Source organism: Streptomyces sp. G45, from assembly GCF_049542095.1.
In the GTDB taxonomy this organism is placed as follows: domain Bacteria; phylum Actinomycetota; class Actinomycetes; order Streptomycetales; family Streptomycetaceae; genus Streptomyces.
This window is the reverse complement of sequence record NZ_JBMUZU010000001.1, coordinates 3,755,867-3,779,465: the sequence shown is the minus strand read 5'-3', so window position 1 is coordinate 3,779,465 and position 23,599 is coordinate 3,755,867. Positions and strand designations below refer to the sequence as shown.

Below are 23,599 nucleotides of genomic sequence, written 5' to 3'. Positions count from 1 at the left end.
CCGGAGCCGACCGTTCCCTGGGTGACCGGGCTGCTGTCCCCTGCCGTCCGGTCACGTCTCTGGGGCGAGGTCCCACGGCGCACGGACGTGCCGTACGCCTCATCGCCCCAGCGGAGCCACGCGTGGTTCTTTCGGGCCCGCCCCTGGCTGGCGCGGACACACCGGGACCAACGAAGCCCGTCGGAACCCGGTCACGCGCCGTACGGGTGAGAAGCGATCCGAACTCAGGTCCGTGGCGCAGTGGTTCCGCCGGGCCCCCGCGCGGCCGGGCGCGGGGGTGCCGCCCGTGCCCGGCGGGGCCTGTGCCCGGCGGGGGCCTGTGCCCGCCGGGGGTCAGACGCGGCCCCGGCACAGTTCGAGCAGCGTCATGGCGAGGGCGGTGCCGGGCTTGCCGAGTGCGTCCCGGTAGTGGCTGAGGACCTCCATCTCGCGCGAGAGGTTCACGCGCCGCCCGCCCGACCCGATGCGGGCCTCCTGGATGACGGCGGAGACGGCCATCCGCTCCTGGACCAGACCAATGATCCGGTCGTCGAGCACATCGATCCGCTCACGGGCGGTACCGATCAGCTCCGCGGCCTCGGTGGTGCGGGCGCCGGTCTTCTCGGCGGGCGTGGCGGTCTGCGTGCTGGTGGTCATGCGGGGCTCCTCGCTGGAATCGGGTGGCGGGGTGCCCCGGGCGACAGGTCCGGAGACGACAGGCGCCCCGGGCCGTACGGCCCGGGGCGCCTGGAAGTCGCTTGTCAGGAGATCAAGCAGCTCGACCATGGCAGCCGGCGGGCCGGATGCCATAGGTAAAGAGGAAGCTGAGGTGCTTGGTCACCCGCCCAGTATGCCCGCAGCCACCGGCTCCCGGTCAAACGCGCGCCGCTTCAGCGCCGCCCGTCGGCTTCAGCGCCCCCGTCGGCGGGGGCGCAGCCCCGGGGCGGACGGCGGACGGCGGAGGGCGGGCGACGGGGGGCGGACGGCGGACGGCGGCGCAAGGGAACCCGACAGGAACCCGACGCCCACACGCCCCCCCCGCGGCAACCACGGCACACCCCGAGGACACCCCCGCGCCCCCACCCCGGCACACACCTCCGTCGGATGCGACGAACCCGCCGCACGCGAGCCCGTTAGAATCGACAAAACAACCCCAGCTCCAACCGCGCGCGCACGCCCCTCGCGACCCCCCGCTCGCGAGCGAACCCCCTGCGCACGCTCAACGCCGGAAGGCCGCCGCCGTGTCCTCAGCGACTCCCGCTGCCGCCGCTCCCGACACCGTCCTGGTCGTCGACTTCGGAGCGCAGTACGCCCAGCTCATCGCCCGCCGCGTCCGCGAGGCCCGGGTCTACAGCGAGATCGTGCCGAGCACCATGCCGGTCTCCGAGATGCTCGCCAAGAACCCTGCGGCGATCATCCTCTCCGGCGGTCCCTCGTCGGTGTACGCGGACGGCGCCCCGTCCGTGGACCGCGCCCTGTTCGAGGCGGGCGTGCCCGTCTTCGGCATGTGCTACGGCTTCCAGCTCATGGCCACCACCCTCGGCGGCACCGTCGACAACACCGGCGCCCGTGAGTACGGCCGCACCCCGCTGGCGGTCTCCAAGCCCGGCTCGACGCTCTTCGAGGGCACCCCGGCCGAGCAGTCCGTGTGGATGTCCCACGGCGACGCGTGCAGCGCCGCCCCCGAGGGCTTCACCGTCACCGCCTCCACGGACGTCGTCCCGGTCGCCGCCTTCGAGAACGACGAGAAGAAGCTCTACGGCGTCCAGTACCACCCCGAGGTCATGCACTCCACGCACGGCCAGCAGGTCCTGGAGCACTTCCTGTACCGCGGCGCGGGCCTCAAGCCGACCTGGACCACCGGCAACGTCATCGACGAGCAGGTCGCCGCGATCCGCGCCCAGGTCGGCACCAAGCGCGCCATCTGCGGCCTGTCCGGCGGCGTCGACTCCGCCGTGGCCGCCGCCCTCGTCCAGAAGGCCATCGGCTCCCAGCTGACCTGCGTCTACGTCGACCACGGCCTGATGCGCAAGGGCGAGACCGAGCAGGTCGAGAAGGACTTCGTGGCCGCCACCGGCGTCCAGCTCAAGGTCGTCGAAGCCCAGGACCGGTTCCTGTCCGCGCTCGCCGGGGTCTCCGACCCCGAGGAGAAGCGGAAGATCATCGGTCGCGAGTTCATCCGCGTCTTCGAGCAGGCCCAGGCCGAGATCGTCGCCGAGGGCGCCGCCGACGGCGAGGACGTCGCCTTCCTGGTCCAGGGCACCCTCTACCCGGACGTCGTCGAGTCCGGCGGCGGCACCGGCACCGCCAACATCAAGTCCCACCACAACGTGGGCGGCCTCCCCGAAGACCTGGAGTTCCAGCTCGTCGAACCGCTGCGCAAGCTGTTCAAGGACGAGGTCCGCATGGTCGGCCAGGAACTCGGCCTGCCCGACGAGATCGTCCAGCGCCAGCCCTTCCCCGGCCCCGGCCTCGGCATCCGCATCGTCGGCGAGGTCACGAAGGACCGCCTCGACCTGCTCCGCGAGGCGGACGCCATCGCCCGCGAGGAACTCACCGCCGCCGGGCTCGACCGGGACATCTGGCAGTGCCCGGTCGTGCTGCTCGCCGACGTCCGCTCCGTCGGCGTCCAGGGCGACGGCCGCACCTACGGCCACCCGATCGTGCTGCGCCCCGTCTCCTCCGAGGACGCCATGACGGCCGACTGGTCCCGCCTGCCGTACGACGTGCTCGCGAAGATCTCGACCCGCATCACCAACGAGGTCGCCGACGTCAACCGCGTCGTCCTCGACGTGACGAGCAAGCCGCCGGGGACCATCGAGTGGGAGTGACCTCCCCGCAGCGCTGACACGGCGCCGTCCGCCCCGCACGGGGCGGGCGGCGCCGTTCGCGTCCACGGGCCGCCCCCACCCCGCCGGGCCCGGCGTCAGGTGCGCCGGAACTTCCGCACCGGCCGCCCCGGCTGCCACAGCCGCACCGCCAGATATCGCCCCTCCTCGATATACGTTCGCACTACCTCCGTCAGCTCCGCCCGGAACAGGTGGAACGCGTCCGGGTCCGGCGGATGCACCGCGTCCGCATACCGCGCGATCACCTCCGGGTCCCGCACCTCCACCGCGCGGCCCGCGACCCGGATGTCCCCGCCGCCCATCTCCGTGCCCGGCCCCGGGTTCGCCTGCAGCGCGAAACGCGGGTCGCGCCGCAGGTCCAGCGCCTTGAGTGAGCTGGGCATCATCCCGAGCCACAGCTCCCCGTGCAGGAACCGCACCTCGATCCCGGTGGTCCGCGGCGCCCCGTCCCTGCGCAGCGTCGCGAGGACATGGTGCGTGAACGCCCCGAACCGCTTCTCCACGACCTCCGCGAACTCGGGCTCCGCAGCGGCGAAGGCTTCCCAGTTGAACGACATACGGGCTCCCAGGCTGGACGACATACGCCCAGCCTGCCGCCAATACCAGACACCTCTTGTCGCCTTTCCCGGCTCTCCTCTCACCTCCTCTCCCGACTCTCCTCTCGACGCCCCTCCCGCCCTCGTCCCCGTCCTCGGCGGCCCGCCCGCTTCCGCTCTCCGCCCCGCTGATCGCAAGGAACGGCTCGCGGGCGCCCTGCGGATCCTCGGACGGCTCGGCTACGAAGACGGCGTCTGCGGCCACACCGCCGCCCACGGCCCGGACCACCCTGACTGCTTCTGGGTGAACCCGTTCGGCATGCCGTTCCAGCACGTCACCGCCCGCGACCTCGCCCTCGCCAATGTCGACGGGCAGGCCGTCTAGGGCCGTCACCACCTCCACCAGGCGGCCTTCATCGACCACGACGAGCAGGCCCGGCCGACCCGCGACCACCTCGGCGGCGGCCTCGTGGCCTGGATCAGCTACCGGCCCCCCTGGCAGGGCATCAGCCGCGCCGAACCCGACCTGCTCGCCTGACCCCAGCGAACCCTTCGGACGCGTCACCCGCCCGGCCCCCGCCCGCCGCTCCACGGCCGACGTCAACACGCGTCCTCCAAGGCCACCCTCACTGACCTGACCCGAGGAGCACGCACAGGCGTCCGTACGGCACAATTCCCAGTCGGTGCAGGGTAGTTCACGAGCCCACGGCGGACGGGAGATCCGATCGCGGGTTCGACGACGACTTCGGTCGAGGGTGGGGAAGGCGGCGTACGCGGTGGCGGTGCAGGAAGCCAGGCAGGACGCGCACGGGGGTGGCTGCACGTGCGGCGACTGCCCGCACGGAGCGCGCGCGGGACACCGGCGCGCCGTGGCCGCGTTCCTCACCAAGCGCGACGAGCTAGCCGCCGGGCGCGGGCTGCCCGCGGCCGTCGCCCACTCCGCGGGCGCCTCCCGCCAGTGGGTCTCGGACGAGCTGACGCAGTCCGCCCGGGACGTCGCCGAACGCGGCCGCGCCGAGGGCGCCGCCTGGCTGTCCCGGCTGTGGCGGTACACCCTCGCCGCCGTCTGGGCCGGAGTCGTGGCACTGCTGCTCGTCCAGGCGCTCACCGCCGTCGGCACCGGCTGGACCGACACCCGCACGGCCGGGCTGCTCGCGGCCCTCGCCCTGGCCTGCCTGCTGTCCGGCGCCGCATACCTCCACCGGGCGCGGGGCGGGGTGCTCGCACCGGTGATCGGTGAGGACAACCGGCTGTCCACCTCGCGCGCCGTCGCCGCCAGCTGGGTGCTGCTGACCGTCTTCGCCGTGCTCGTCCTCGCCTGCGAGCTTGCCGCCGCCTCGTCCCGCGCGGAGCGGGACGGCCTCATCGACGGCCTCGAACTGGCCCGCGCGGCGGGTCTGGTGACCGTCCTCGCCGTCGTGTGCGCCGTCGCCGTGCTCGTCCGGCGCGTGGTGGGCCTGAGGGTCCTCGCCCAGCGGCTCCAGAAGGTCCGCGCCGACCGGCCGCGCGCCGCCGACCTGCTCACCGACGACTCGGGCCGGGGCCACTTCGCTGACGTCCAGTACGTCCTCGTCAGCACCGTCGCCGTGGTCTTCGCCGCCGTCCGGCTCGCCCGCCGTCCCGAGCAACTGCCCGACCTGCCGTGGGGCCTCGCCGTCCTCGTGCTCGTGTCGGCCGCCACATACGTCGCGGGGAAGTACGCCGAAGGCGGCCGCCCCGTGATCCTCTCCGTCGTACGGCGCCGCGAGGCGGGCGACCTGGACGCGCCGATCCGCACCGGCGACGACATCGAGATCCGCGGCGCAGGCTTCGTGCCGCCCGGCGCGGGCAGCGCCGACCGGCTGGCCCGGATGGCCGTCCGCATCGGCGCCGTCCACGTCCACGTGCCGCTCGTCCCCGTCTCCGGGGGCTTCACCAACCCGACGGACACCGTCCTGACCGTGCCCGTACCCGTCGACGTCGAGCCCGGCCGCGTCGACGTCCAGGTCATCACGGCGGCGGGCGTCGAGACCAACCGCTGCACCATCGACGTCACGGACTGACCCCACCCCCGCGCCAGCCCCACGCCACTCCGCGCGACCGCCCGCACCACGCCCCGCACTCCCTCGCGCACCGCTCCGAATGGACGCATGACATTCCCCCTCCTGTGTGCTCCCCGAACCCTCCCCGGGCCCTCCCCGACCCCGGACCACGCCCTTTCCCGCACCCCCGCCGCGACATCGGCCGCACGCCACTGAGCAGCGGCTCCCTCCCGTACGTATCGTCAGTTGACGAGTCAACGGGAGAGGCGGACAGCGATGGCTCACGGCATGCGCACCGACAGCCACACCAGCTTTGTCAGGCGCGACGACTGGCGGGAGTCCGCCACTCGCTACGCCCTGCTCCCGCTGAGGGTCTTCCTCGGCGTCACCTTCATCTACGCGGGTCTGGACAAGCTCACCGACAGCGCCTTCCTGAAGGCGAACGGAACCGGCTCCATCGGCGAGACCATGCGCGGCGTCCGCGACCTCGCCGCGTTCCCCGAACTCGTCGACCTGGCCCTGAAGAGCCCCGTCGGCTTCGGCTACGCCATCGCCCTCGGTGAACTGGCCGTCGGCATCGGCACCTTGATCGGCCTCTACGCCCGGCTCGCCGCGCTCGGCGGCGCCCTGATCTCCCTCAGCCTCTGGCTGACCATGAGCTGGCACGAGGAGCCCTACTACTACGGCAACGACCTCCCGTACCTGATGGCTTGGCTGCCGCTGCTGCTCGCCGGGGCGTCCGTCTTCTCCGTCGACAGCTGGCTCGCCGAACGCCGCCGCGGCACCGGACTGCGCCTCGGCTAACCCCCGCCGGACCCGGCGCCGGGCGCCCCGTCCGCGGCGGCGGCCTTCCTGCGGCCCGCGCGCTGCTTGCGTATGCCGTGGGCCACGGTCGCCGCGGCGCCCGCGAGGCACAGACCTCCCGTCACGATGGGGATGACCGCGAACCAGGGGGTCTCCCACAGGCCGCCCGCGTCGCCCGCGTACACCAGACCGGCCACGGTCAGGAAGAAGCCCGCCACCAGCCTGCCCGGCTGGAAGTCATGACGCAGCACGTGCCACCTCCGCCTGTCCGACGCCGACCTCAAGCCGCAGGTCGACGACGCCCGACGCCTTGCTGCCCTTGGGCGGCTCCAGGGTCGCCTCACGCTCCTTGCCCGGGGCGATGTCCACGTCCTGCCGGTCGTCGCTCGGCAACTGGATGTCCCCGACGCCCACTTCCGCCCGCAGCTTCACCGTGACGTCCCGCGGCACGATCACCCGCAGACGGCCCGCGCCCAGCTCGCCCCGTGTGGTCAGCGTCTGGCCCTTGCTGAGGTCGATCCGGCTCAGGTCCAGCGTGGCGACGCCCGAGCCCAGCTCGTACCTCGGGCGGACGTCCGCTGCCGTGGTGGGGCGCCAGTCCTTGCGTATCCAGTCCGTCGTGATGTTCTTCGGCAGGGCCGCCGAGGTCGCTACCAGGGCGGCCGTGAGGACCGCGAGGACGATCGAGCCCGCGCCCGTGCGCCCCAGGAACGAGCTGATCGCGATGCCGAGGCCGAGCACCGCGAGCGCGCACGCGAAGCCGGTCTGCAGGCTGGTGCCGAGCGGCTGCTCCTGCCAGGTCAGGCCGGTGCCGAGGCCAGCCGCGAGGAGGGCGGTGAGGAACACCCAGCCGCCGATCCAGCGCGGGCCGCGGACAGCGCTGCGGGCGGCGGCGCTCACACGGGCCGCGGCCGTGGCGTGCGCGGACACCGGGTCGTACTCGAAGGCGACCGGGTCCGGGCCCCAGAAGTACTGCGGGATCTTCTCCTGCACCCCGTCTCTGACCAGCGGGTCGCGCCACCAGGACGGGGCCCCCGTCATGGGCGGGGCCTTGGTCTCAGGCGGGGCGTCCGCCACGGCCTGCGCGGCCGCCGGGTCCGGGTCGGGGGCGCCGCGCTGCCGCGACCAATATCCCGCGCCCGCGAGGAGGAGGCTGAGGACCGCCGCGAACGTCAGCGCCTGGCCGTTGCCCAACAGCGTCAGGAACACCCCGCAGCCGACGAGCGCGAAGAGGACCGCCGTCAGCGCGTGACCGTCGACGCGGGCGGTCAGCAGGCGGCGCGCCTCGTTCTCCTCCTCGTCCTCGTAGGGAATCAGGAGCCATGCGAAGCCGTAGAACACAAGGCCCAGGCCGCTGGTGATCGCGAGGACCACCACGCCGATGCGGAAGATCACCGGGTCCATGTCGCAATGCCGCCCGAGGCCCGCGCACACGCCGCCCAGCTTGCGATGCCTGCGGTCGCGGCGGAACATGCGCTCCCGCACGCCCTCCAGCCCGCCCGGCTCGTCGACCGGGTCGGACAGGGGATCGCGCGGCGGGGCCGTCGGGCCCGGCGCGGGCTGCTGATCTGTCATGGATCCATGGTGACGTCCCCGGCCCGCCCGCGGCAGTCGGGACAACCCTGGCCGAACCCTGATATCGCCCCTGACGACCCCGGCCCGGCACGGATCAGGGCAGAGATCAGGGGAGTCTGGGGGATCGACCCTGATGCCCCCGCCGCCGCCCGCGTGTGACCATCGATGACATGCCAGAAGCCGCAGCGATTCCCATCGAAGACGAGCGGCCGCTGCGGAAGCTCTATCGCAGCGGCGAGGGCCGCATGCTCGGCGGAGTCGCACGCGGACTCGCCGGGCACCTCGGCCTGCCCGTGATCTGGGTGCGGCTCATCTTCATCGGCCTGTTCACGGCGAACGGCCTGGGCGCGCTGCTGTACGCGGCGTTCTGGTTCTTCGTCCCGCTCGGCGTCGGCGGTGTCGGCGACGGCCGCCATGGGGTCGTCGGCACGGAGACGGCCCCCGACGGCCGCCGAAGACTCGTCGCCCGCAAGCCGGACAAGGGGCAGATCTTCGCGCTGCTCGCGATGGTCGTCGTCTCCATGGTCTTCATCAGCAGCGTCGACCTCGGCGGCCCGACGAAGGCGTATCTCTGGCCGACGCTGCTCGTCGCCGCCGGTGTCGCCCTCGTCTGGCGCCAGGCGGACAACGCGCGGCGGGCCCGCTGGATGGAGGTCGGCCGCAAGAGACGCACCCTGACGATCGCCCGCACGGCCGCGGGCGTGCTCCTCGTCGGCGTCGGCGTGTCCGGCATCTTCGTGCTGCGCGGCTCCGCGTCCGACCTCGGCGCGGCCCTCCAGGCGGCGCTCGCCGTCCTCGTCGGCATCGCGCTGCTCGCGGGCCCCTACCTCGTGCGCATGACGCAGGACCTCTCCGAGGAGCGGCTGATGCGCATCCGCGCCCAGGAGCGCGCGGAGGTCGCCGCCCACGTGCACGACTCGGTGCTGCACACCCTCACGCTGATCCAGCGCAACGCGGAGAGCCCGGGCGAGGTGCGCCGCCTCGCCCGCGCCCAGGAGCGCGACCTGCGCGCCTGGTTGTACAAGCCGGAGGGCACGGGCAAGGAAGAGGCCGAGGAGCCCGACACGCTGGCCGAGGCGGTCCGCCGCAGCGCCGCCGAGGTCGAGGACAAGCACGGCGTCCCGATCGAGGTGGTCGTCGTCGGCGACTGCCCGCTCGACGACCGCCTGCGCGCCCAGATGCAGGCCGCGAGGGAAGCGATGGTCAACGCCGCCAAGTACGGTGGCGAGGGCGGCGCGGTGCAGGTCTTCGCCGAAGTAGAGGGGGAGACGGTCTTTGTGTCCGTCCGGGACCGCGGCCCGGGGTTCGACCTGGATTCCGTGCCGGACGACCGCATGGGCGTACGAGAATCGATCATCGGCCGCATGCAGCGCAACGGCGGTACGGCGCGGCTGCGCGCGGTGCCGGGCGGCGGCACGGAAGTCGAGCTGGAGATGGAGAGGACGGCGGCGACATGAGCGACGCGACCGAGGCGAGCGGGCCCGCGGAGCAGGCCGGGACGACGGGGCCCGCGGACCCCGCCACCGGAGCCGGGGAGGCCGCCGACACGGACGCGGCGACCGGCGCCGGGCGGCATGTGAAGGTCGTCCTGGTCGACGACCACCGCATGTTCCGCACGGGAGTGCAGGCGGAGATCGGCCGCACCGAGCAGACGGGCGTGGAGGTCGTCGGCGAGGCGGCGGACGTCGACCAGGCGGTCTCGGTGATCACGGCGACGCGGCCCGAGGTGGTGCTGCTCGACGTGCACCTGCCGGGCGGCGGCGGGGTCGAGGTGCTGCGCCGCTGCGCCGCGCTGATGGCGGACGCGGAGGAGCCGGTGCGATTCCTCGCGCTGTCCGTCTCCGACGCCGCGGAGGACGTGATCGGTGTGATCAGGGGCGGCGCCCGCGGCTACGTCACCAAGACGATCACGGGCACTGACCTGATCGACTCGATCTTCCGGGTCCAGGAGGGCGACGCGGTGTTCTCGCCCCGCCTCGCCGGTTTCGTCCTGGACGCCTTCGCGTCCACGGACGCGGCGCCGGTCGACGAGGACCTGGACCGGCTCACGCAGCGCGAGCGCGAGGTCCTGCGCCTGATCGCCCGTGGATACGCGTACAAGGAGATCGCCAAGCAGCTGTACATCTCCGTGAAGACGGTCGAGTCCCATGTGTCGGCGGTCCTGCGGAAGCTCCAGCTCTCCAACCGGCACGAGCTGACGCGGTGGGCGACGGCCCGCAGACTGGTGTGACGTCCGCCGGGCGCGGCGGTGTCACACCACCCGCGTCGCCCCGGCGAACGGCATCTGGTCGATGGGGGCGACGCGGACCGGGGCGCTCGGGTTGGGGGCGTGGATCATCTGGCCGTCGCCGACGTAGAGGCCCACGTGGCTGATGCCGGAGTAGAAGAACACCAGGTCGCCGGGGCGGAGTTCGGAGCGGGAGACGCGCTTGCCCGCGCCGATCTGGGCGTAGGTGGTGCGGGGAAGTGAGACGCCCGCCGCGCGGTAGGCGGCCTGGGTGAGGCCGGAGCAGTCGAAGGTGTTCGGCCCGGTGGCGCCCCACACATAGGGGCTGCCGAGCGCCTTGCGGGCGTAGGCGATCGCCGCGCCGGCCCGGGAGTCGGGGGCGGGCGCGGTGCCCGTCGCCGGGCCGCGGTCGGCGGCGCGCGAGGCCCGCGCCGAGCCGCCCGCGGAGCCACCCGCGCCCTCGCCCCGCTCGTCGGCGGCGAGCCGGGCGCGCTGGGCGGCGGTCAGCCGGTCGAGCAGCCGCTTGGCCTCATCCAGCTTGCCCGTGACGGTCTTCTTGTGCTTCTTCAGGGCGGCCTGGCGGGCCCTGAGGTCGGCGAGGGTGTCGTCCGCCTCGGCGCGCACCTGGTCGAGCTCGCGCAGCTGCCCGCGTACGTCGTTGACGGTGGCCGCTTGGCGCTGGCCCGCGCGGTCGGCGCGGCTGGCCCGGTCGAGGTACTCGTCCGGGTCGGAGGACAGCGCCAGCTGGAGGGAGGGGGCGACGGAGCCGGTGCGGTACTGGGCGGTGGCCAGGGAACCGAGGCCCTGGCGCGCGGAGTTGAGCCGTTCCGTCCTGCGGGCCGCCTCGTCGCGCAGGTCGTTCAGGGTCCGCTCGGCCTTGTCGGCCTTCTCCTTGGCGCCGTTGTACTTCTCGGTGGCGACCTCCGCCTCGCGGTAGAGCTTGTCGACCTTGGTCTTCACTTCGCTGGGGGTGAGCTGGGGCTCGGCGTGTCCGGTGCCTTCGAAGGCGGTCGCCGTGGCGGCCGACGCGAGGGCGAGGGTAGCGGCGGTGCGGGCGGTATGGCCGCTGAGCGAGCGCTTTCGGGGCTTGCGGTGCTCTGCCACGGAGGCTCCACGTCCTTCCAGGGGCCGGTCCGGTACGCGCCCGGGAGCCGCGGCGGGTGCCCGGCGGTCCAGCGCGGTCCGGCGGCGCCCCGCACAGGGGAACGGCGCGCCGCCGGACTTCTCGGCGGAGGCGATCGGCTGCCGTCCACGGACCGGACGGCGGTGGGGAGCCGGTCACCTGGAGCAGGACGCTAAACCGCGCCGTTGCCGGACCGTGACCCGATGCGCGGAAGTGGAAGGTGCGGGCCGCGGGGTGAACGCAAGCGATCGGGCAGGGGACCACCCGGTGCCCGCTTCGCCCGATCCTGTGACCGATGTGGCGTTAGGGGCCCACCTGCCTGGAGAGAGGTGCTAGGGGCCCGGCTAGGCTCCGCCCCATGGACGTACTCATCCATTTCTTCGTCGGCCTGCACATCATCGGCATCGCCTCGCTCCTGGGCGGCTTCCTGACCCAGATGAAGGCCATGGGTGAGGGCACGGCCCGGTTCAGCCCCGCGATGCTGCACGGCGCGCTGACCATGCTGATCACCGGTGTGGCCCTGGTCGGCCTGAACCAGGCCGACGACAACACGGTCAACAACGTGAAGATCGGCGTGAAGCTCGCGCTGCTCGTCGTGATCCTCGCGCTGGTGTACGTGAAGCGCGACGAGGAGAACCTCGACAAGAGCGGCAAGGCGATGTTCGGCGCGGTGGGCGCGCTCACGACGGCGAACATCTTCATCGCCGTCCTGTGGACCTGAGCGGACGGCCGCCGCGCGCGTGAGCGGGCCCGCACCCTGACAGGGGCGCGGGCCCGCCGTCGTATCGCCCTGCTCCCTGAGAAGGCGGGCCTCTCCGTAGGAGACGGGTCTCTTCGGAGACAGATCTCTACGGAGACGGGTCTCTACGGAGACGGGTCTCTACGGAGACGGGGCGCCGTCCGGCCGGAGGGTTACGCGGGGCGTGTCACGCTGTGGATCGGCATGGAGTAGATCGACTCGACGCGGACGTTCGCGCCGGGCTTCGGGGCGTGGATCATCTTGCCGTCGCCGATGTAGATCCCGACGTGGCTGATGTCGTCGTAGAAGAAGACCAGGTCGCCGCGCTTGGCGTTCGCCGCCGAGACCTTCGTGCCGACCTTCACCTGGTCCCAGGTGGTCCGCGGCAGCGAGATCCCCGCGGTCTTCCACGCGGCCTGGGTGAGCCCGGAGCAGTCGTAGGAGCCGGGCCCGGTGGCGCCCCACACATAGGGCTTGCCGATCTGCTGCTCGGCGAAGGCGATCACCTTCTCGGCCTTGGCGGCGTAACCGCTGTCCGTGCTGCCAGACCCGGAGCCGGACCCTGACCCTGTCCCTGAGCCGCCGTCCGAGCCGGACCCCGACCCTGACCCGGCCCCCGTCCCGGACCCCGACCCCGTACCGGAGTCCTGCTCCCGCTCCCGTTCGCGTTCCCGCTCGCGCCGCCGCTCCGCCTCCTCGGCCTTCCGCTCGCGCTCGGCCTCCGCCTGCTTGCGCGCGAGTTCGGCCGCCCTGCGCTGGGCCGCGGCCTCCTTCCGCTTCTCGATGGCGGCGAGCCGCGCCTTCTCCTCGGCGGTCAGCTTCGACAGGAGGCCGCGGGCCTCGCTCAGCTTGGTCTGGACGGTCCGCTTGCTCGTCCGCAGGTCGTCGCGGGAGTCCTGGAGCGACTTCAGGCTCTTGGCGGCCTTCGCGCGCTGCTTGGTCGCGGCGACGGTCTGCGTCTGGAAGTCGTCGACGGCCTTCTTCTGGCGGCTCGTGAGGCGGTCGGCGAGGTGGTTCTGGTCGAAGAACCCCTTCGGGTCGTCGGCGAGCATCATCGTGGCGGTCTCGGAGACGGTGCCGGTGCGGTACTGCGCGGCGGCGAAGGAGCCCAGCCGACGGCGGGCGTCGTTGAGGCGGTCGGTGCGGCGGGCCACGTCGTCCAGGAGGCGGTCGACCTTCTTGCGCTGCCGGTCGGTGCGCTCCTTGGCCGCGTTGTACCTCTGCGTGGCCGTGCCCGCCTGCCGGTAGAGGGCGTCGACCTTCCTCTGGACCTCTTCGAGGGACGGCTTGCCCGGCGCGGAGGGGGCGTGGGGGCGCGTGGGGGCGGACGGCGCGGCGTTCGCGCTCTGCGAGAGCAGGGCCACCGAGGTGAGGGCGGCCGTCGTGATGCCGAGGGCGGGGGTCGTGCGTATGCGGGCCGGGCGGCTGCGTGGCTTGCGGTGCGACGCCAAGGTCGGCGACTCCTTCCGTGGACCGCCTACCGGGTTAGCTGTCGGGTTCGGGCGGACGGATCGGAAGGCTGCCCTACCGTCCCGTACGGAGGTACGGGACCGATTCACCCCGGGATCGTGGTGGGTCCCCGGCTCCGGAAGCGTCACGTGACCGTGGCGTCACGCGGTGCGCCGGACTCGGCGGAGGCCGCGCGGTCCGGCGTGGTTCGCCGGTTGGGGGACGTGCGGCCCGCGGGGCACGCTAGCCAACTCCTGTGGCGCCGGGGAAGGTTGGTGTTCGATATGCCCGATACGTTTTCGTCGCGCTGCGGGGCCTGTGGCGCGACAGGGGGGCGCCATCGCATAGGGTGACCGCACGGTGACCGAGGGGAGTGGCCGGGGGCAGGGCGGGGTTGGCCGGAACCCGGGGCGGGTTGTCAGTGGGTCCGCCTAGACTCGGGAGGCGATGAGCAGCCTCTTTGACGACAGCTTCCTGGCGGACCTCACACCCCCACAGGGTGCCGAGGAGGAGCCCCCGCCGCCGCCCGAGGACAGCGCCCCGGAGACCGTTCCGGACGACCTGTTCGACGGGAAGTTCGACGCGCCCGTGGACCGGGACGCGTACTACCGGGACGGCGCCCCGCGCCCGGCGATCGACCCGGCCGCCCTCCTGGACGGGCTGAACGAGAACCAGCGCGCGGCCGTGGTGCACGCGGGCTCCCCGCTGCTCATCGTCGCGGGCGCGGGCTCCGGCAAGACCCGCGTCCTCACGCACCGCATCGCGTACCTGCTCGCCGAGCGCGGCGTGCACCCCGGCCAGATCCTCGCGATCACCTTCACGAACAAGGCCGCGGGCGAGATGAAGGAGCGCGTCGAGCAGCTCGTGGGCCCGCGGGCGAACGCGATGTGGGTGTCGACGTTCCACAGCGCGTGCGTGCGCATCCTGCGCCGCGAGTACAAGAAGCTGGGCTTCACGTCCTCGTTCTCGATCTACGACGCCGCGGACTCCAAGCGCCTGATGGCGCTGGTCTGCCGGGACCTCGACCTGGATCCGAAGAAGTTCCCGCCGAAGTCGTTCAGCGCCAAGATCTCCAACCTGAAGAACGAGCTGGTCGACGAGGAGGACTTCGCCGCCCAGGCCGCCGACGGCTTCGAGAAGACCCTCGCCCAGGCGTACGCGATGTACCAGTCGCGCCTCCGCGAGGCCAACGCCCTCGACTTCGACGACCTGATCATGACGACGGTCAACCTGCTGCGCGCCTTCCCGGACGTCGCCGAGCACTACCGCCGCCGCTTCCGCCACGTGATGGTCGACGAGTACCAGGACACCAACCACGCCCAGTACGCCCTCGTGCGCGAGCTGGTCGGCCCCTCCCGGCAGGACTCCGACGGCGAGGACGGCGGCGGGGGCGAAGGCGGTGGCGCAGGCGGGGCCGAGGGCCCGGCCGAGCTGTGCGTCGTCGGTGACGCCGACCAGTCGATCTACGCCTTCCGCGGCGCCACCATCCGCAACATCCTCCAGTTCGAGGAGGACTACCCGGACGCGACCACGATCCTCCTGGAGCAGAACTACCGCTCCACCCAGACGATCCTCAGCGCCGCCAACGCCGTCATCGAGCGCAACGAGTCCCGCCGCCCGAAGAACCTGTGGACCAACCAGGGCGCGGGCGCCCGCATCACCGGCTACGTCGCGGACACGGAGCACGACGAGGCCCAGTTCGTCGCCGACGAGATCGACCGCCTCACGGACGCGGGCGACGCCAAGGCGGGCGACGTCGCGATCTTCTACCGGACGAACGCGCAGTCCCGTGTCTTCGAAGAGATCTTCATCCGCGTCGGCCTGCCCTACAAGGTCGTCGGCGGCGTCCGCTTCTACGAGCGCAAGGAGGTCCGCGACGTCCTCGCGTACCTGCGCGTCCTCGCCAACCCGGAGGACGCGGTCCCGCTGCGCCGCATCCTGAACGTGCCCAAGCGCGGCATCGGCGAGCGCGCCGAAGCCATGATCGACGCGCTCGCGCAGCGCGAGCGGATCTCGTTCCCGCAGGCCCTGCGCCGCGTCGACGAGGCGTACGGCATGGCGGCGCGCTCCACCAACGCCGTCAAGCGCTTCAACACGCTGATGGAGGAGCTGCGGACCATCGTCGAGTCCGGCGCGGGCCCCGCCGTCGTCCTGGAGGCCGTTCTGGAGCGCACGGGGTACCTCGCGGAACTCCAGGCGTCCACGGACCCGCAGGACGAGACCCGCATCGAGAACCTTCAAGAGCTCGCCGCCGTGGCCCTGGAGTTCGAGCAGGACAGCAGCGCCGCCGCCGAGGGCGCGGAGGCCGCGGAGGGCGCCGCTCCGGCCGGGTCGCTCTCGGACTTCCTGGAGCGCGTGGCGCTGGTCGCCGACTCCGACCAGATCCCCGACGAGGAGGACGACGGCTCCGGCGTCATCACGCTGATGACGCTGCACACCGCCAAGGGCCTGGAGTTCCCCGTCGTGTTCCTCACGGGCATGGAGGACGGCGTGTTCCCGCACATGCGCGCCCTCGGCCAGACCAAGGAGCTGGAGGAGGAGCGCCGCCTGGCGTACGTGGGCATCACGCGCGCCCGGGAGCGGCTGTATCTGACCCGCTCGTCCATGCGCAGCGCCTGGGGCCAGCCGTCGTACAACCCGCCGTCGCGCTTCCTGGAGGAGATCCCGGAGGTGCACGTGGACTGGAAGCGGAAGGGCTCCGTCGGTGCGCCCGCCGCGTCCGGTCCGGCCGCGGGGGTCGCCTCGTCGCTGTCGTCGTCGCGTTCGCGCGCGGGCGGGGCGCAGGGCTTCGCCACGCGCCGGGCGGGCAGCGAGAAGCCCGTGGTGTCGCTCGCCGTGGGGGACCGGGTCACGCACGACCAGTTCGGCCTCGGCACGGTGGTCGCGGTGAAGGGCACGGGGGCGAACGCCGAGGCGTCGGTGGACTTCGGAGAGGGCAAGCCGAAGCGGCTGCTGCTGCGGTACGCGCCGGTGGAGAAGCTGTAGCCCTGAGGGGGCTGTAGAGAAGCTGTAGCCCCGAGGGGGCTGGGGTGGGTGACTCCGGTCGCGGGGGCCGGAGTCACGCCTCGCCCGGGTGCGCCGCGCCGCGCGCGATGGGTGCGGGGTGCGCGTCGGGCTGCCCGGTGGTTCGGCGGGCCCTACGTCGGGTCGAGTCCGTGGCTGCGCAGCCACGACAGCGGGTCTATGGCGGAGCCGCCGCCCGGCCGGACCTCGAAGTGCAGATGGGGACCGGTGGAGTTGCCGGAGTTCCCGGAGAAGGCGATGACGTCGCCCGCCTTCACGGAACCGCTGGAGACCTTGTGCGTGGAGAGGTGGCAGTACCAGGTCTCCGTGCCGTCCTTGGCGGTCACGATCGCCATGTTCCCGTAGGCGCTGTTCCACTTCGTGGAGACGACGCCGTCGGTCGCGGCCCGGACCGGCGTGCCGTACGACACCGGGAAGTCGATCCCGGAGTGCTGCGACATCCAGTTGACGCCCGCCTGGCCGTAGTACGCGCTCAGGCCGTGCTGGGCGACGGGCAGCGCGAACTTGGGGCGCAGCCGCTCCTTGCGGGCCGCCTCGGCGAGCGCCTTGCGGTGCGCGGCGTCCTTGGCGGCCTTCAGGTCAATACGTTCCTGCGTACGGCTCGCCCGGTTCTTGAAGTCCCCACGTCGGCGGAGACGTTGGCGAGCTGGGTGTCGAGCTTGCTGTTGGCGGTGGACGGTTTCACCGCCGTCGCGTCGGGGGCCGAGGCCCGCGACTCCTTGTCGCCGTCGCCTCCGCTGAGCCCGCCCACCGACGCGGCGGCGACGCCCGCGACGCCCATCACGCAGGCCGAGGGCACGGCCACGGTGAGCAGCGCCGAACGCTTCGCGGGGGAGCGGCGTCCCCGGCCGCGCGTCCGTGACGCGGCGGCGCGTGAGGCGCGACCGCGCTCCGCGCGGCTCGCGGGGGGCTGTTCGGGCGTGATGTCCGCGATGTCGGTGCTGTCGTCGTCCGCCGCGACGCCGCCGTCGATGCCGTTGACCGGGCCGCTGTCGATGCCGTTGCCCAGGCCGTTGTCGATGCCGTCGATGCCGTCGATGCCGTCGATGCCGTCGATGCCGTCGATGCCGTCGATGCCGTCGATGCCGTCGATGCCGCCGGGCTCGTCGGCGGAGGGGGCGATGGCCTCGAACTCGTGCGTGTCGCCCACCGCGTGGCCCTGCGGCGCGTCGTCGCTCTGGTGCGTGGAGGCTTCGTACGGCTCCTGGGGCGCGCTGTACGCCTCGTACGCGTCGTGCGCGCCGCCCGAGTTCCACGCCGTGGCGTCGTACGCGCCGCTGTCGAAGACCTGTGTGGTGGCCCACCGGCCGGTGCCCGTGTCGCCCACCGCGCTCCACGGGGAGGCGTCCCACACGGCGGAGCTGTCGGGGCCGGGCTGCGAGGGGATGTCCGCGAGCTGCTGGTAGCCGCCGGTGCCCCACAGGGCCGTCGCGTCGTGGCCGCCCGTGTCGTACGCGGCCGGTGCGGCGTACGGATCGTGGCCGACGGGCTGCTGGGTGGCCGTCGTCGTGGTCCACTGGCCGGTGTCGGCGGCACCGCCCGGCAGGTCGCCGAAGAGCGGGTCGGCGGCGAAACCCCCGCCGGGCACGGCGAATCCGGAGCCGGATGTGTCGAAGACGCCCGTGGTGTCGTAGGCGCCCAGGGCGTTGAAGCCGGTGGCGGAGAAGGTGCCGGTGGCGTAGCCGTCGTATCCGGCGTAGCCGACGTGCTGTGCGCTCTGCTGCTCGTAGGAGCCGTAGGGCGTGTAGTCGGCGTCGGGCGCCGGGGCCGGGGTGGGGGACCCCGACGGGTGACGGTCGTTCACCAACTTCTCTTTCGCCTCGACAGCATGGGCTGGCAGAGCAGTGCCGCGACTGTACCCGGCGGTATGCGGGCGCGACAATCTTCGGCAGGTTCCGCGCTCGCAGGAAACGGGCATTCGGCCGCCTTTCGGCGGACTGCGGGCCGAGGCTTGGCCTTGCGTTCGAGAGCTGTTCGAGTCGGGGAGGGGTCTGTCCGTCCGGTTGCGGGGGGCGGCGGGGGGCGATCGCGGGTGTTCTCGGGGTGCTGCGCGGGTGCGACGGGTGGGGCTGGACGTTCCGGTTGCCGTGGGCGGGCGGGGTGGGTTGCCAGGGGTGGCTGGGGTGCCTGGGGTGTCTCGGGTGGCGGGGGTGGTTGGGGCGGACGGGGTGGACGGGGCGGTTGGGGGCGGTCGGGGTGGTCAGGCCACCGTCAGGCCGTTCGCCGTGGCGGCGGGGTCCGTGCCCGGCTCCGCCGCGTCAAGGGCCTGCCGGATCGCGGCCGCGACCGCGGGGTGCACCGGCAGGGCGAGATGGCCGATGCCGGAGACGAGGACGTTGTGCGCGGTCAGGTCCGGGTGGTCGACGCGGGCCGCCTCGACGGGGTCCACGATCCGGTCCAGCTCGCTCCAGAAGCTCACGAACCGCGTACGGCAGTCCGGCGCGGGCTCGCGCAGCTCTTCCACGACGTCCGAACCCGGCCGCATCTGCCGGACGACGGGGTGCGCGTCGGCGAGCGGCGCGACCCGCGTGCCCCCGTGCGGTGTGCCGAGCGTGACCAGGGTGCGGACGCGGGCGTCGCCGCCGAGCCGCTGGGCGTAGTACCGCGCGATGAGCCCGCCGAGGCTGTGGCCGACGATGTCCACGCGCGGCTGTCCGGTGCGCTCGCAGACCTCCTCCACGTGGCGGCCGAGCAGCTCGGCGGCGGTGCGGATGTCGCAGGTCAAGGGGGAGTAGTTGAGGGACTCGACGTGCTGCCCGGCGTGCTGGGCGAGCGCGCGGCGCAGCAGCACGAACACCGAGCGGTTGTCGATGAAGCCGTGCAGGAGCAGGACCGGGGGCCTGGCCCGCGCGGGCAGCGTCGGCGCGTCCGGTGGCGGGGGCGCGGGGACGACCCTGCGCTCCTGTGTGATGCCCGACGGGTACAGCAGGACGTGACCGGCGAGGATCGCCAACTCCAGCGCGGTCGCCTTGAGGAGGGCGAGGGGGAGGCCGGAAAGGCCCGCCGACAGAAGTTCGCCGCAGCGGCGAAAGGGCTGGTGAAAAGGCTGGTGAAAGGGCTGGCGAAAGAGCTGGAGTCCCGCGACCGTCATGGCGACCTCCCGGTCGGCACGCGGGCGGACACCGCTGTCCCCCGTGTGCCCTCGTGGGAAACCGTGGCCGAGGCACGACGGATCACAGCGCGTCGTGCCTCGGGCGGCGCACCGCGGCCGCCGCGCCGTGCGGCTGGCGGCGCGGTGGTGCGGTGACCTCGCAGCGGCTCCCCTGGCGCGGCCCCTTCCGCGACCCGGGTGCGGGGCGGGAAACGGCCCGGGGGCCGGGCCGGGTCCGTCCCCGTGGGCCGGGTGGGACGGGAGCGGCGCGCAGCGAACGTGTCCCACCGTGTGATTTCCCCCTCCCTCTCCACCACGAAACTGCGGCTTGCGCGATCCTGGAGATAACGTTCGTTCACCTACCCGGCCGGTGCGGCGCGGGGTATCCGTGCTGGGACGCTGGATTTCCTTACGGGGACGTCGGTACATGGAGGCAGTGATGGGTGTGGGAGCCGGTCCGATCCGCGTGGTGGTCGCCAAGCCGGGCCTCGACGGTCACGATCGCGGGGCCAAGGTGATCGCCCGGGCCCTGCGCGACGCTGGCATGGAGGTCATCTACACCGGCCTGCACCAGACGCCCGAGCAGGTGGTGGACACCGCGATCCAGGAGGACGCCGACGCGATCGGCCTGTCCATCCTGTCCGGAGCGCACATGACCCTGTTCGCCCGCGTGATCGAACTCCTCAAGGAGCGCGACGCGGCGGACATCCAGGTCTTCGGCGGCGGCATCATCCCCGAGGAGGACATCCCGCCGCTGAAGGAGATGGGCGTCGCGGCGATCTTCACGCCGGGGGCGACCACCACGGCGATCGTGGAGTGGGTCCGGGAGAACGTGCGGCAGCCGGTTTAGCCCCGGCGGATTTCGCGGGGCGGGCCGCCTTCTGGCCGCGGGGCGGCGGGTGGCGCGCCATGCGGTGGGGCCCCGGCCGTGCGGTGCCCCAGCCGTGCGGTGCCGCCGCCGATGCGCGGGCGCCCTCCCTCCCCGGGTTGGGAGTCACGCGGCTAGCTCCTCGTGCATCGTCGCGCGCAGCCGCAGCGTCGTCACCAGGCGTTGGAACGCCTCCGACCAGTAGCCGCCCGCTCCCGGTGACGCGTTCTCCGGCTCGTCCGGTACCGCCGTGAGGGCGTCGAGCCGGACCGCTTCCGCCGGGTCGAGGCACCGTTCGGCCAGGCCCATCACGCCGCTGAAGCTCCAGGGGTAACTGCCCGCGTCCCGCGCGATGTTCAACGCGTCCACGACCGCTCGGCCGAGGTCCGGGGCCCAGGGCACCGCGCACACGCCGAGCAGCTGGAACGCCTCCGACAGGCCGTGCGCGTCGATGAAACCGGCGACCCACGCGGCCCGCTCGGGCGCGGGCAGGGCGGTGAGGAGCTTGGCCCGCTCGGCCAGGGACACCGCGCCGGGGCCCGCCGCCTCGGTCGCGGAGGGCGCGCCGAGCAGGGCCCGGGACCAGCCGGTGTCCCGCTGGCGCACGGCGGCCCGACACCACGCCGCGTGCAGCTCGCCGTGCCAGTCGTCGGCCACGGGCAGCGCCACGACCTCCGCCGGGGAGCGGTCACCGAAGGTGCGCTGCCAAGTGGCCAGCGGGGCCGCCTCCAGCAACTGGCCCAGCCACCAGGCGCGTTCCCCGCGGCCCGCCGGTGGCTTCGGGACGACGCCGTCCCGCTCCATGCCCGCGTCGCACGCGTGCGGCGGCTCCACCGCGAGCGTCGGCGTGCGCGCGGTGCCATCCAGGGTCACGCAGGCCGCGGCGCGCTCGGCCATCCGCCCCGCGAGGGCCGAGCCGGGCAGGGTGGACAGCAACTCGGCCGCCGTGGAGCGGACGTTGCGGCTGCGGTCGCCGAGGGCCCGCTCCAGGAACGGCTCGTCGGCGGTGCTCAGACCCGTGCGCAGCGAGTCGAGGAACATCAGCCGGTCCTCGGCCCGCTCCGTCGTCCACGTACTCATGAGCAGCTCGCGGGCCGCGTGGGGATCCTGCGCCCTCAGCGTGGTGAGCAGCGCGACGCGCTCCGCGAACAGGCCCTCCTGCCAGCGGCGTTCCACCTCTTCGGCGGCCCGTGCGTCCGGTGTGCCGGGGCCGTCCTGCGGGCCGGGTGCGGGGACGCTGCCGGGGCTTGCGCGCAGGGCGAACTTCCAGTCCGCGTTCAGCGTGGCCAGCCAGCGGGCGCGCGGGCCCGCGAAGGCGAGGGCCTGCGGGCGCAGGTCGGTGCGGCCACGGGCCGCGGACAGCAGGGCGGGCAGCAGCTCCGGGGGCGCCGCGAATCCCCGTTCGTTGGCGAGGGCCAGCCACTGGGGCAGCAGCTCCATCAGGTCGGGTGCGGCACCGCGGCGGCCGCCTCCCGGGCCCGGGCGGTCGGCCAGCAGCGTCGCTAGTCTGCGCCGGGCCGCCGGGGGCACGACCGGGCGGGGGTCCTCGGCCGCGGGCTCGGGGCGCGCGGCGGCCGGGGCGGGTCGCAGACCGGCCCGGCGCCGGACCGTCTGCACGGCGGCCGCGTCCAGGAGGGCGGTCGGGGCGTCCTTGCCCGGCACTGCGACGGGCGGCGTGCGCCGGTCCGTGCCGAGCAGCGCCGCCGTCACCAGGTCCTCCCAGGGGGCGCGCGCGAGGTCCGCGGCGGCGTCCGCGTGCGCCTGTTCGTGCGCCCGGGGCGCGGGTGCCTGTGCGGGGGTGGTGGGTGTGCTCATGTCCCCTCCTCCTGCTCCTTCTGCGTCCTGATGGGTCCGTACGCGTTGCTCCGGGCCGTCCTTCTGGGACCGTGCGCCGCCGCTCCGCGGGGTCGCTTCGTACCGGGCTCGGTCGTCACAGCCGTACCGTCTCCGCCTCGGCGTGCGGCCAGGCCGCCAGCGGGGTGAAGCCCCGGTGGCCGCACTCGCCGAAGACCGTGAGCGGGGCCCCTCCGGAGAGGGCCACCAGCCGCCACAGGCCCGAGCGGGACGTGGCGGGCGGGGCTATCGGCAGGGCCAGGTCGCCGTCCGCGTCGGCCAGTTGCCAGCCCGCGCCGTCCGGCACCGGGATCACCCGGCCCAGGGTGACGGGCCAGGACTCCAGCCAGGGGTCGTCGCGCACGGCCTCGCCGTACCGCGCCGCCGCCTCCGCCGTGGGCAGGCCCGGCGGGTGGCCCGTCGTGGGGCCCGGGGCGGTGAACTGCTCGCCCAGGTCCGCGCGCAGCTGCCGGGACGCCGGGTCGGTGGCGTACGGAACCAGCTCGGCGTCGAGCGCCAGGCCGACCGGCAGGGACAGCGCGGGCGCGCGGCCCGCCGCGCCGTACGACAGGAGCAGTGCCGTGCGCCCCGACTCCTTGCCGTACAGCCAGATACGGCGCGTGGTCAGCTTGCTGTCCGCCGTGTCGTACTGCGCGAGGACCTGCCAGTGGTCCTGGAGCGGTGGGCCCTCCGCCGCCGTCGGCAGGCCGACGCGGGAGCGGACCGTGGCCGCGAGGGCGTCCGGCAGCTGGTCCCGGCGCAGCCAGCCCGCGCCGAGCAGGTGCAGCAGCGCGCACTCCTCGAGCAGCCGCACCGGCCAGCCCGGCCCCGACCCGGGGAGGGCGCCCAACTCCCGCACGCGGGCGGCGAGCCCGGGTGCCTGCGCGTCGACCATGCGGGCCGCGGTCTCCTCCCACAGCCCGTACCCCGCCTGCTCGGCCGTGGCCAGGCCGCCGCGCAGCAGGTCGGTCAGGCGGCGCTCCAGCTCCGTCGCGCCCGCCGTGACGCGCTCGGCCCTGCGCTCCGCGCGCTTCCGCGCGGCCTCCGGATCGGACGGCTGCTGCGGCGCCGCGGCCGAACTCCGCTTGGCCTCGGCCCGCTTGCGCCGCCCGGCCAGCCACTCCCGCGCCCAGTCCGGCGGCTGCTCCCCGGCCGCCACGACCGGCTCGCCTCCGGGGCCCGCCCAGAGCAGCAGCAGCCCGAGGGCGTGCTTGCACGGGAACTTACGGCTCGGGCAACTGCACTTGTACGCGGGGCCCGCCACGTCCGCCACGTCGATCACCGTCTGGTACGGCTTGCTGCCGCTGCCCTTGCACAGGCCCCACACCGCCCCCTCGCCCGAACTGCCCGTCTGCGACCACGGCCCGGCCGTGCCGAGCTTGCTTCCCGCCTTGCGTGACGATGCGTCAGGTGCCAGTGCCAGCACCTGGTCCGCCGTCCAGCGCACCCCCTGCTGAGTCATGTCCTCGAAGGTAGGTCCC

The 23,599-nt window shown here is 73.5% G+C and carries 18 protein-coding genes, 1 pseudogene and 1 riboswitch; of the genes and pseudogenes, 9 read left to right on the top strand and 10 right to left on the bottom strand.

Annotated elements, in window-relative coordinates:
• Positions 1-333 precede the first annotated feature (333 nt).
• Positions 334-636 (bottom strand): chorismate mutase, encoded by a 303-nt coding sequence (locus ACOBQU_RS15285; protein WP_423627452.1) that lies wholly within the window; start codon positions 634-636, stop codon positions 334-336.
• Between the two features lie 584 nt (positions 637-1,220).
• On the opposite strand from ACOBQU_RS15285, the gene guaA reads away from it, so the two are divergent.
• Positions 1,221-2,810 (top strand): glutamine-hydrolyzing GMP synthase, encoded by a 1,590-nt coding sequence (gene guaA / locus ACOBQU_RS15280; RefSeq protein WP_423627450.1) that lies wholly within the window; start codon positions 1,221-1,223, stop codon positions 2,808-2,810.
• 95 nt (positions 2,811-2,905) lie between these two features.
• Here guaA and ACOBQU_RS15275 read toward each other — a convergent pair whose 3' ends face one another.
• Positions 2,906-3,385 (bottom strand): pyridoxamine 5'-phosphate oxidase family protein, encoded by a 480-nt coding sequence (locus tag ACOBQU_RS15275; RefSeq protein ID WP_423627448.1) that lies wholly within the window; start codon positions 3,383-3,385, stop codon positions 2,906-2,908.
• Here ACOBQU_RS15275 and ACOBQU_RS15270 point away from each other — a divergent pair.
• From ACOBQU_RS15270 to ACOBQU_RS15260, 3 genes are all read left to right on the top strand, one after another.
• Positions 3,375-3,749: a class II aldolase/adducin family protein gene (locus tag ACOBQU_RS15270; protein ID WP_423627446.1), complete on the top strand. Its 375-nt coding sequence runs from the start codon at positions 3,375-3,377 to the stop codon at positions 3,747-3,749. The genes ACOBQU_RS15275 and ACOBQU_RS15270 overlap by 11 nt on opposite strands.
• Positions 3,750-4,140: 391 nt before the next feature.
• A complete protein-coding gene (locus ACOBQU_RS15265; protein WP_423627444.1) occupies positions 4,141-5,406 on the top strand; it encodes a hypothetical protein in 1,266 nt (421 codons plus the stop codon).
• A gap of 255 nt (positions 5,407-5,661) precedes the next feature.
• Positions 5,662-6,189, top strand: a complete 528-nt coding sequence (locus ACOBQU_RS15260) for a DoxX family protein (RefSeq protein WP_423627442.1) — start codon at positions 5,662-5,664, stop codon at positions 6,187-6,189.
• Here ACOBQU_RS15260 and ACOBQU_RS15255 read toward each other — a convergent pair.
• Positions 6,186-6,440 carry a hypothetical protein gene (locus ACOBQU_RS15255; RefSeq protein ID WP_423627441.1) on the bottom strand — a complete coding sequence of 85 codons (255 nt, stop codon included), beginning with the start codon at positions 6,438-6,440 and terminating at the stop codon, positions 6,186-6,188. The two genes, ACOBQU_RS15260 and ACOBQU_RS15255, sit on opposite strands and share 4 nt — an antisense overlap.
• Complete coding sequence (locus ACOBQU_RS15250; RefSeq protein WP_423627439.1) at positions 6,427-7,764, bottom strand: PspC domain-containing protein; 1,338 nt, start codon at positions 7,762-7,764, stop codon at positions 6,427-6,429. The genes ACOBQU_RS15255 and ACOBQU_RS15250 overlap by 14 nt, the downstream gene beginning before the upstream one ends.
• A gap of 170 nt (positions 7,765-7,934) precedes the next feature.
• Here ACOBQU_RS15250 and ACOBQU_RS15245 point away from each other — a divergent pair, with 170 nt between their 5' ends.
• Positions 7,935-9,221 carry a PspC domain-containing protein gene (locus tag ACOBQU_RS15245; protein ID WP_423627437.1) on the top strand — a complete coding sequence of 429 codons (1,287 nt, stop codon included), beginning with the start codon at positions 7,935-7,937 and terminating at the stop codon, positions 9,219-9,221.
• A complete protein-coding gene (locus ACOBQU_RS15240; protein WP_423627435.1) occupies positions 9,218-9,994 on the top strand; it encodes a LuxR C-terminal-related transcriptional regulator in 777 nt (258 codons plus the stop codon). Before ACOBQU_RS15245 ends, ACOBQU_RS15240 begins: the two co-directional genes overlap by 4 nt.
• 21 nt (positions 9,995-10,015) lie before the next feature.
• On the opposite strand, the gene ACOBQU_RS15235 is transcribed toward ACOBQU_RS15240, so the two are convergent.
• Positions 10,016-11,095 (bottom strand): NlpC/P60 family protein, encoded by a 1,080-nt coding sequence (locus tag ACOBQU_RS15235; protein WP_423627433.1) that lies wholly within the window; start codon positions 11,093-11,095, stop codon positions 10,016-10,018.
• A gap of 377 nt (positions 11,096-11,472) precedes the next feature.
• Between ACOBQU_RS15235 and ACOBQU_RS15230 the strand changes: the two genes are divergently transcribed.
• Positions 11,473-11,835, top strand: coding sequence for a hypothetical protein (locus ACOBQU_RS15230; RefSeq protein WP_423627432.1), 363 nt, complete (start codon positions 11,473-11,475; stop codon positions 11,833-11,835).
• Between the two features lie 191 nt (positions 11,836-12,026).
• Here ACOBQU_RS15230 and ACOBQU_RS15225 read toward each other — a convergent pair whose 3' ends face one another.
• Entirely contained in the window at positions 12,027-13,304 is a 1,278-nt protein-coding gene (locus tag ACOBQU_RS15225; protein WP_423627430.1) for an NlpC/P60 family protein, read from the bottom strand.
• 8 nt (positions 13,305-13,312) lie between these two features.
• Positions 13,313-13,457, bottom strand: a riboswitch (cyclic di-AMP (ydaO/yuaA leader).
• A gap of 292 nt (positions 13,458-13,749) precedes the next feature.
• Between ACOBQU_RS15225 and pcrA the strand changes: the two genes are divergently transcribed.
• The gene (pcrA, locus tag ACOBQU_RS15220) at positions 13,750-16,287 is read left to right on the top strand and encodes a DNA helicase PcrA (protein ID WP_423627428.1); all 2,538 of its coding nucleotides are present in this window, start codon (positions 13,750-13,752) and stop codon (positions 16,285-16,287) included.
• A 152-nt stretch (positions 16,288-16,439) separates the two neighbouring features.
• On the opposite strand, the pseudogene ACOBQU_RS15215 reads toward pcrA, so the two are convergent.
• Together ACOBQU_RS15215 and ACOBQU_RS15210 are read right to left on the bottom strand one after the other, a co-directional pair.
• Positions 16,440-18,130, bottom strand: a pseudogene (locus tag ACOBQU_RS15215) (M23 family metallopeptidase).
• Positions 18,131-18,526: 396 nt separating this feature from the next.
• Positions 18,527-19,417 carry an esterase/lipase family protein gene (locus ACOBQU_RS15210; protein ID WP_423627426.1) on the bottom strand — a complete coding sequence of 297 codons (891 nt, stop codon included), beginning with the start codon at positions 19,415-19,417 and terminating at the stop codon, positions 18,527-18,529.
• A 439-nt stretch (positions 19,418-19,856) separates the two neighbouring features.
• Between ACOBQU_RS15210 and ACOBQU_RS15205 the strand changes: the two genes are divergently transcribed.
• Positions 19,857-20,267: a cobalamin B12-binding domain-containing protein gene (locus ACOBQU_RS15205; RefSeq protein WP_423627424.1), complete on the top strand. Its 411-nt coding sequence runs from the start codon at positions 19,857-19,859 to the stop codon at positions 20,265-20,267.
• Positions 20,268-20,411: 144 nt separating this feature from the next.
• Here ACOBQU_RS15205 and ACOBQU_RS15200 read toward each other — a convergent pair whose 3' ends face one another.
• Together ACOBQU_RS15200 and ACOBQU_RS15195 are read right to left on the bottom strand one after the other, a co-directional pair.
• Positions 20,412-22,100, bottom strand: a complete 1,689-nt coding sequence (locus ACOBQU_RS15200) for a DUF5691 domain-containing protein (protein ID WP_423627422.1) — start codon at positions 22,098-22,100, stop codon at positions 20,412-20,414.
• Between the two features lie 115 nt (positions 22,101-22,215).
• A complete protein-coding gene (locus ACOBQU_RS15195) occupies positions 22,216-23,580 on the bottom strand; it encodes an SWIM zinc finger family protein (RefSeq protein ID WP_423627421.1) in 1,365 nt (454 codons plus the stop codon).
• Positions 23,581-23,599: the final 19 nt, after the last annotated feature.

Excerpts from the sequence above, each read along its gene's own strand:
- ACOBQU_RS15210 (WP_423627426.1), bottom strand. The coding sequence starts at position 19,417 with ATGACGGTCGCGGGACTCCAGCTCTTTCGCCAGCCCTTTCACCAGCCT.
- ACOBQU_RS15205 (WP_423627424.1), top strand. The coding sequence starts at position 19,857 with ATGGGTGTGGGAGCCGGTCCGATCCGCGTGGTGGTCGCCAAGCCGGGC.
- ACOBQU_RS15260 (WP_423627442.1), top strand. The coding sequence starts at position 5,662 with ATGGCTCACGGCATGCGCACCGACAGCCACACCAGCTTTGTCAGGCGC.
- ACOBQU_RS15250 (WP_423627439.1), bottom strand. The coding sequence starts at position 7,764 with ATGACAGATCAGCAGCCCGCGCCGGGCCCGACGGCCCCGCCGCGCGAT.
- ACOBQU_RS15240 (WP_423627435.1), top strand. The coding sequence starts at position 9,218 with ATGAGCGACGCGACCGAGGCGAGCGGGCCCGCGGAGCAGGCCGGGACG.
- ACOBQU_RS15195 (WP_423627421.1), bottom strand. The coding sequence starts at position 23,580 with ATGACTCAGCAGGGGGTGCGCTGGACGGCGGACCAGGTGCTGGCACTG.
- ACOBQU_RS15200 (WP_423627422.1), bottom strand. The coding sequence starts at position 22,100 with ATGAGCACACCCACCACCCCCGCACAGGCACCCGCGCCCCGGGCGCAC.
- ACOBQU_RS15230 (WP_423627432.1), top strand. The coding sequence starts at position 11,473 with ATGGACGTACTCATCCATTTCTTCGTCGGCCTGCACATCATCGGCATC.
- ACOBQU_RS15275 (WP_423627448.1), bottom strand. The coding sequence starts at position 3,385 with ATGTCGTTCAACTGGGAAGCCTTCGCCGCTGCGGAGCCCGAGTTCGCG.
- ACOBQU_RS15285 (WP_423627452.1), bottom strand. The coding sequence starts at position 636 with ATGACCACCAGCACGCAGACCGCCACGCCCGCCGAGAAGACCGGCGCC.
- ACOBQU_RS15245 (WP_423627437.1), top strand. The coding sequence starts at position 7,935 with ATGCCAGAAGCCGCAGCGATTCCCATCGAAGACGAGCGGCCGCTGCGG.
- pcrA (WP_423627428.1), top strand. The coding sequence starts at position 13,750 with ATGAGCAGCCTCTTTGACGACAGCTTCCTGGCGGACCTCACACCCCCA.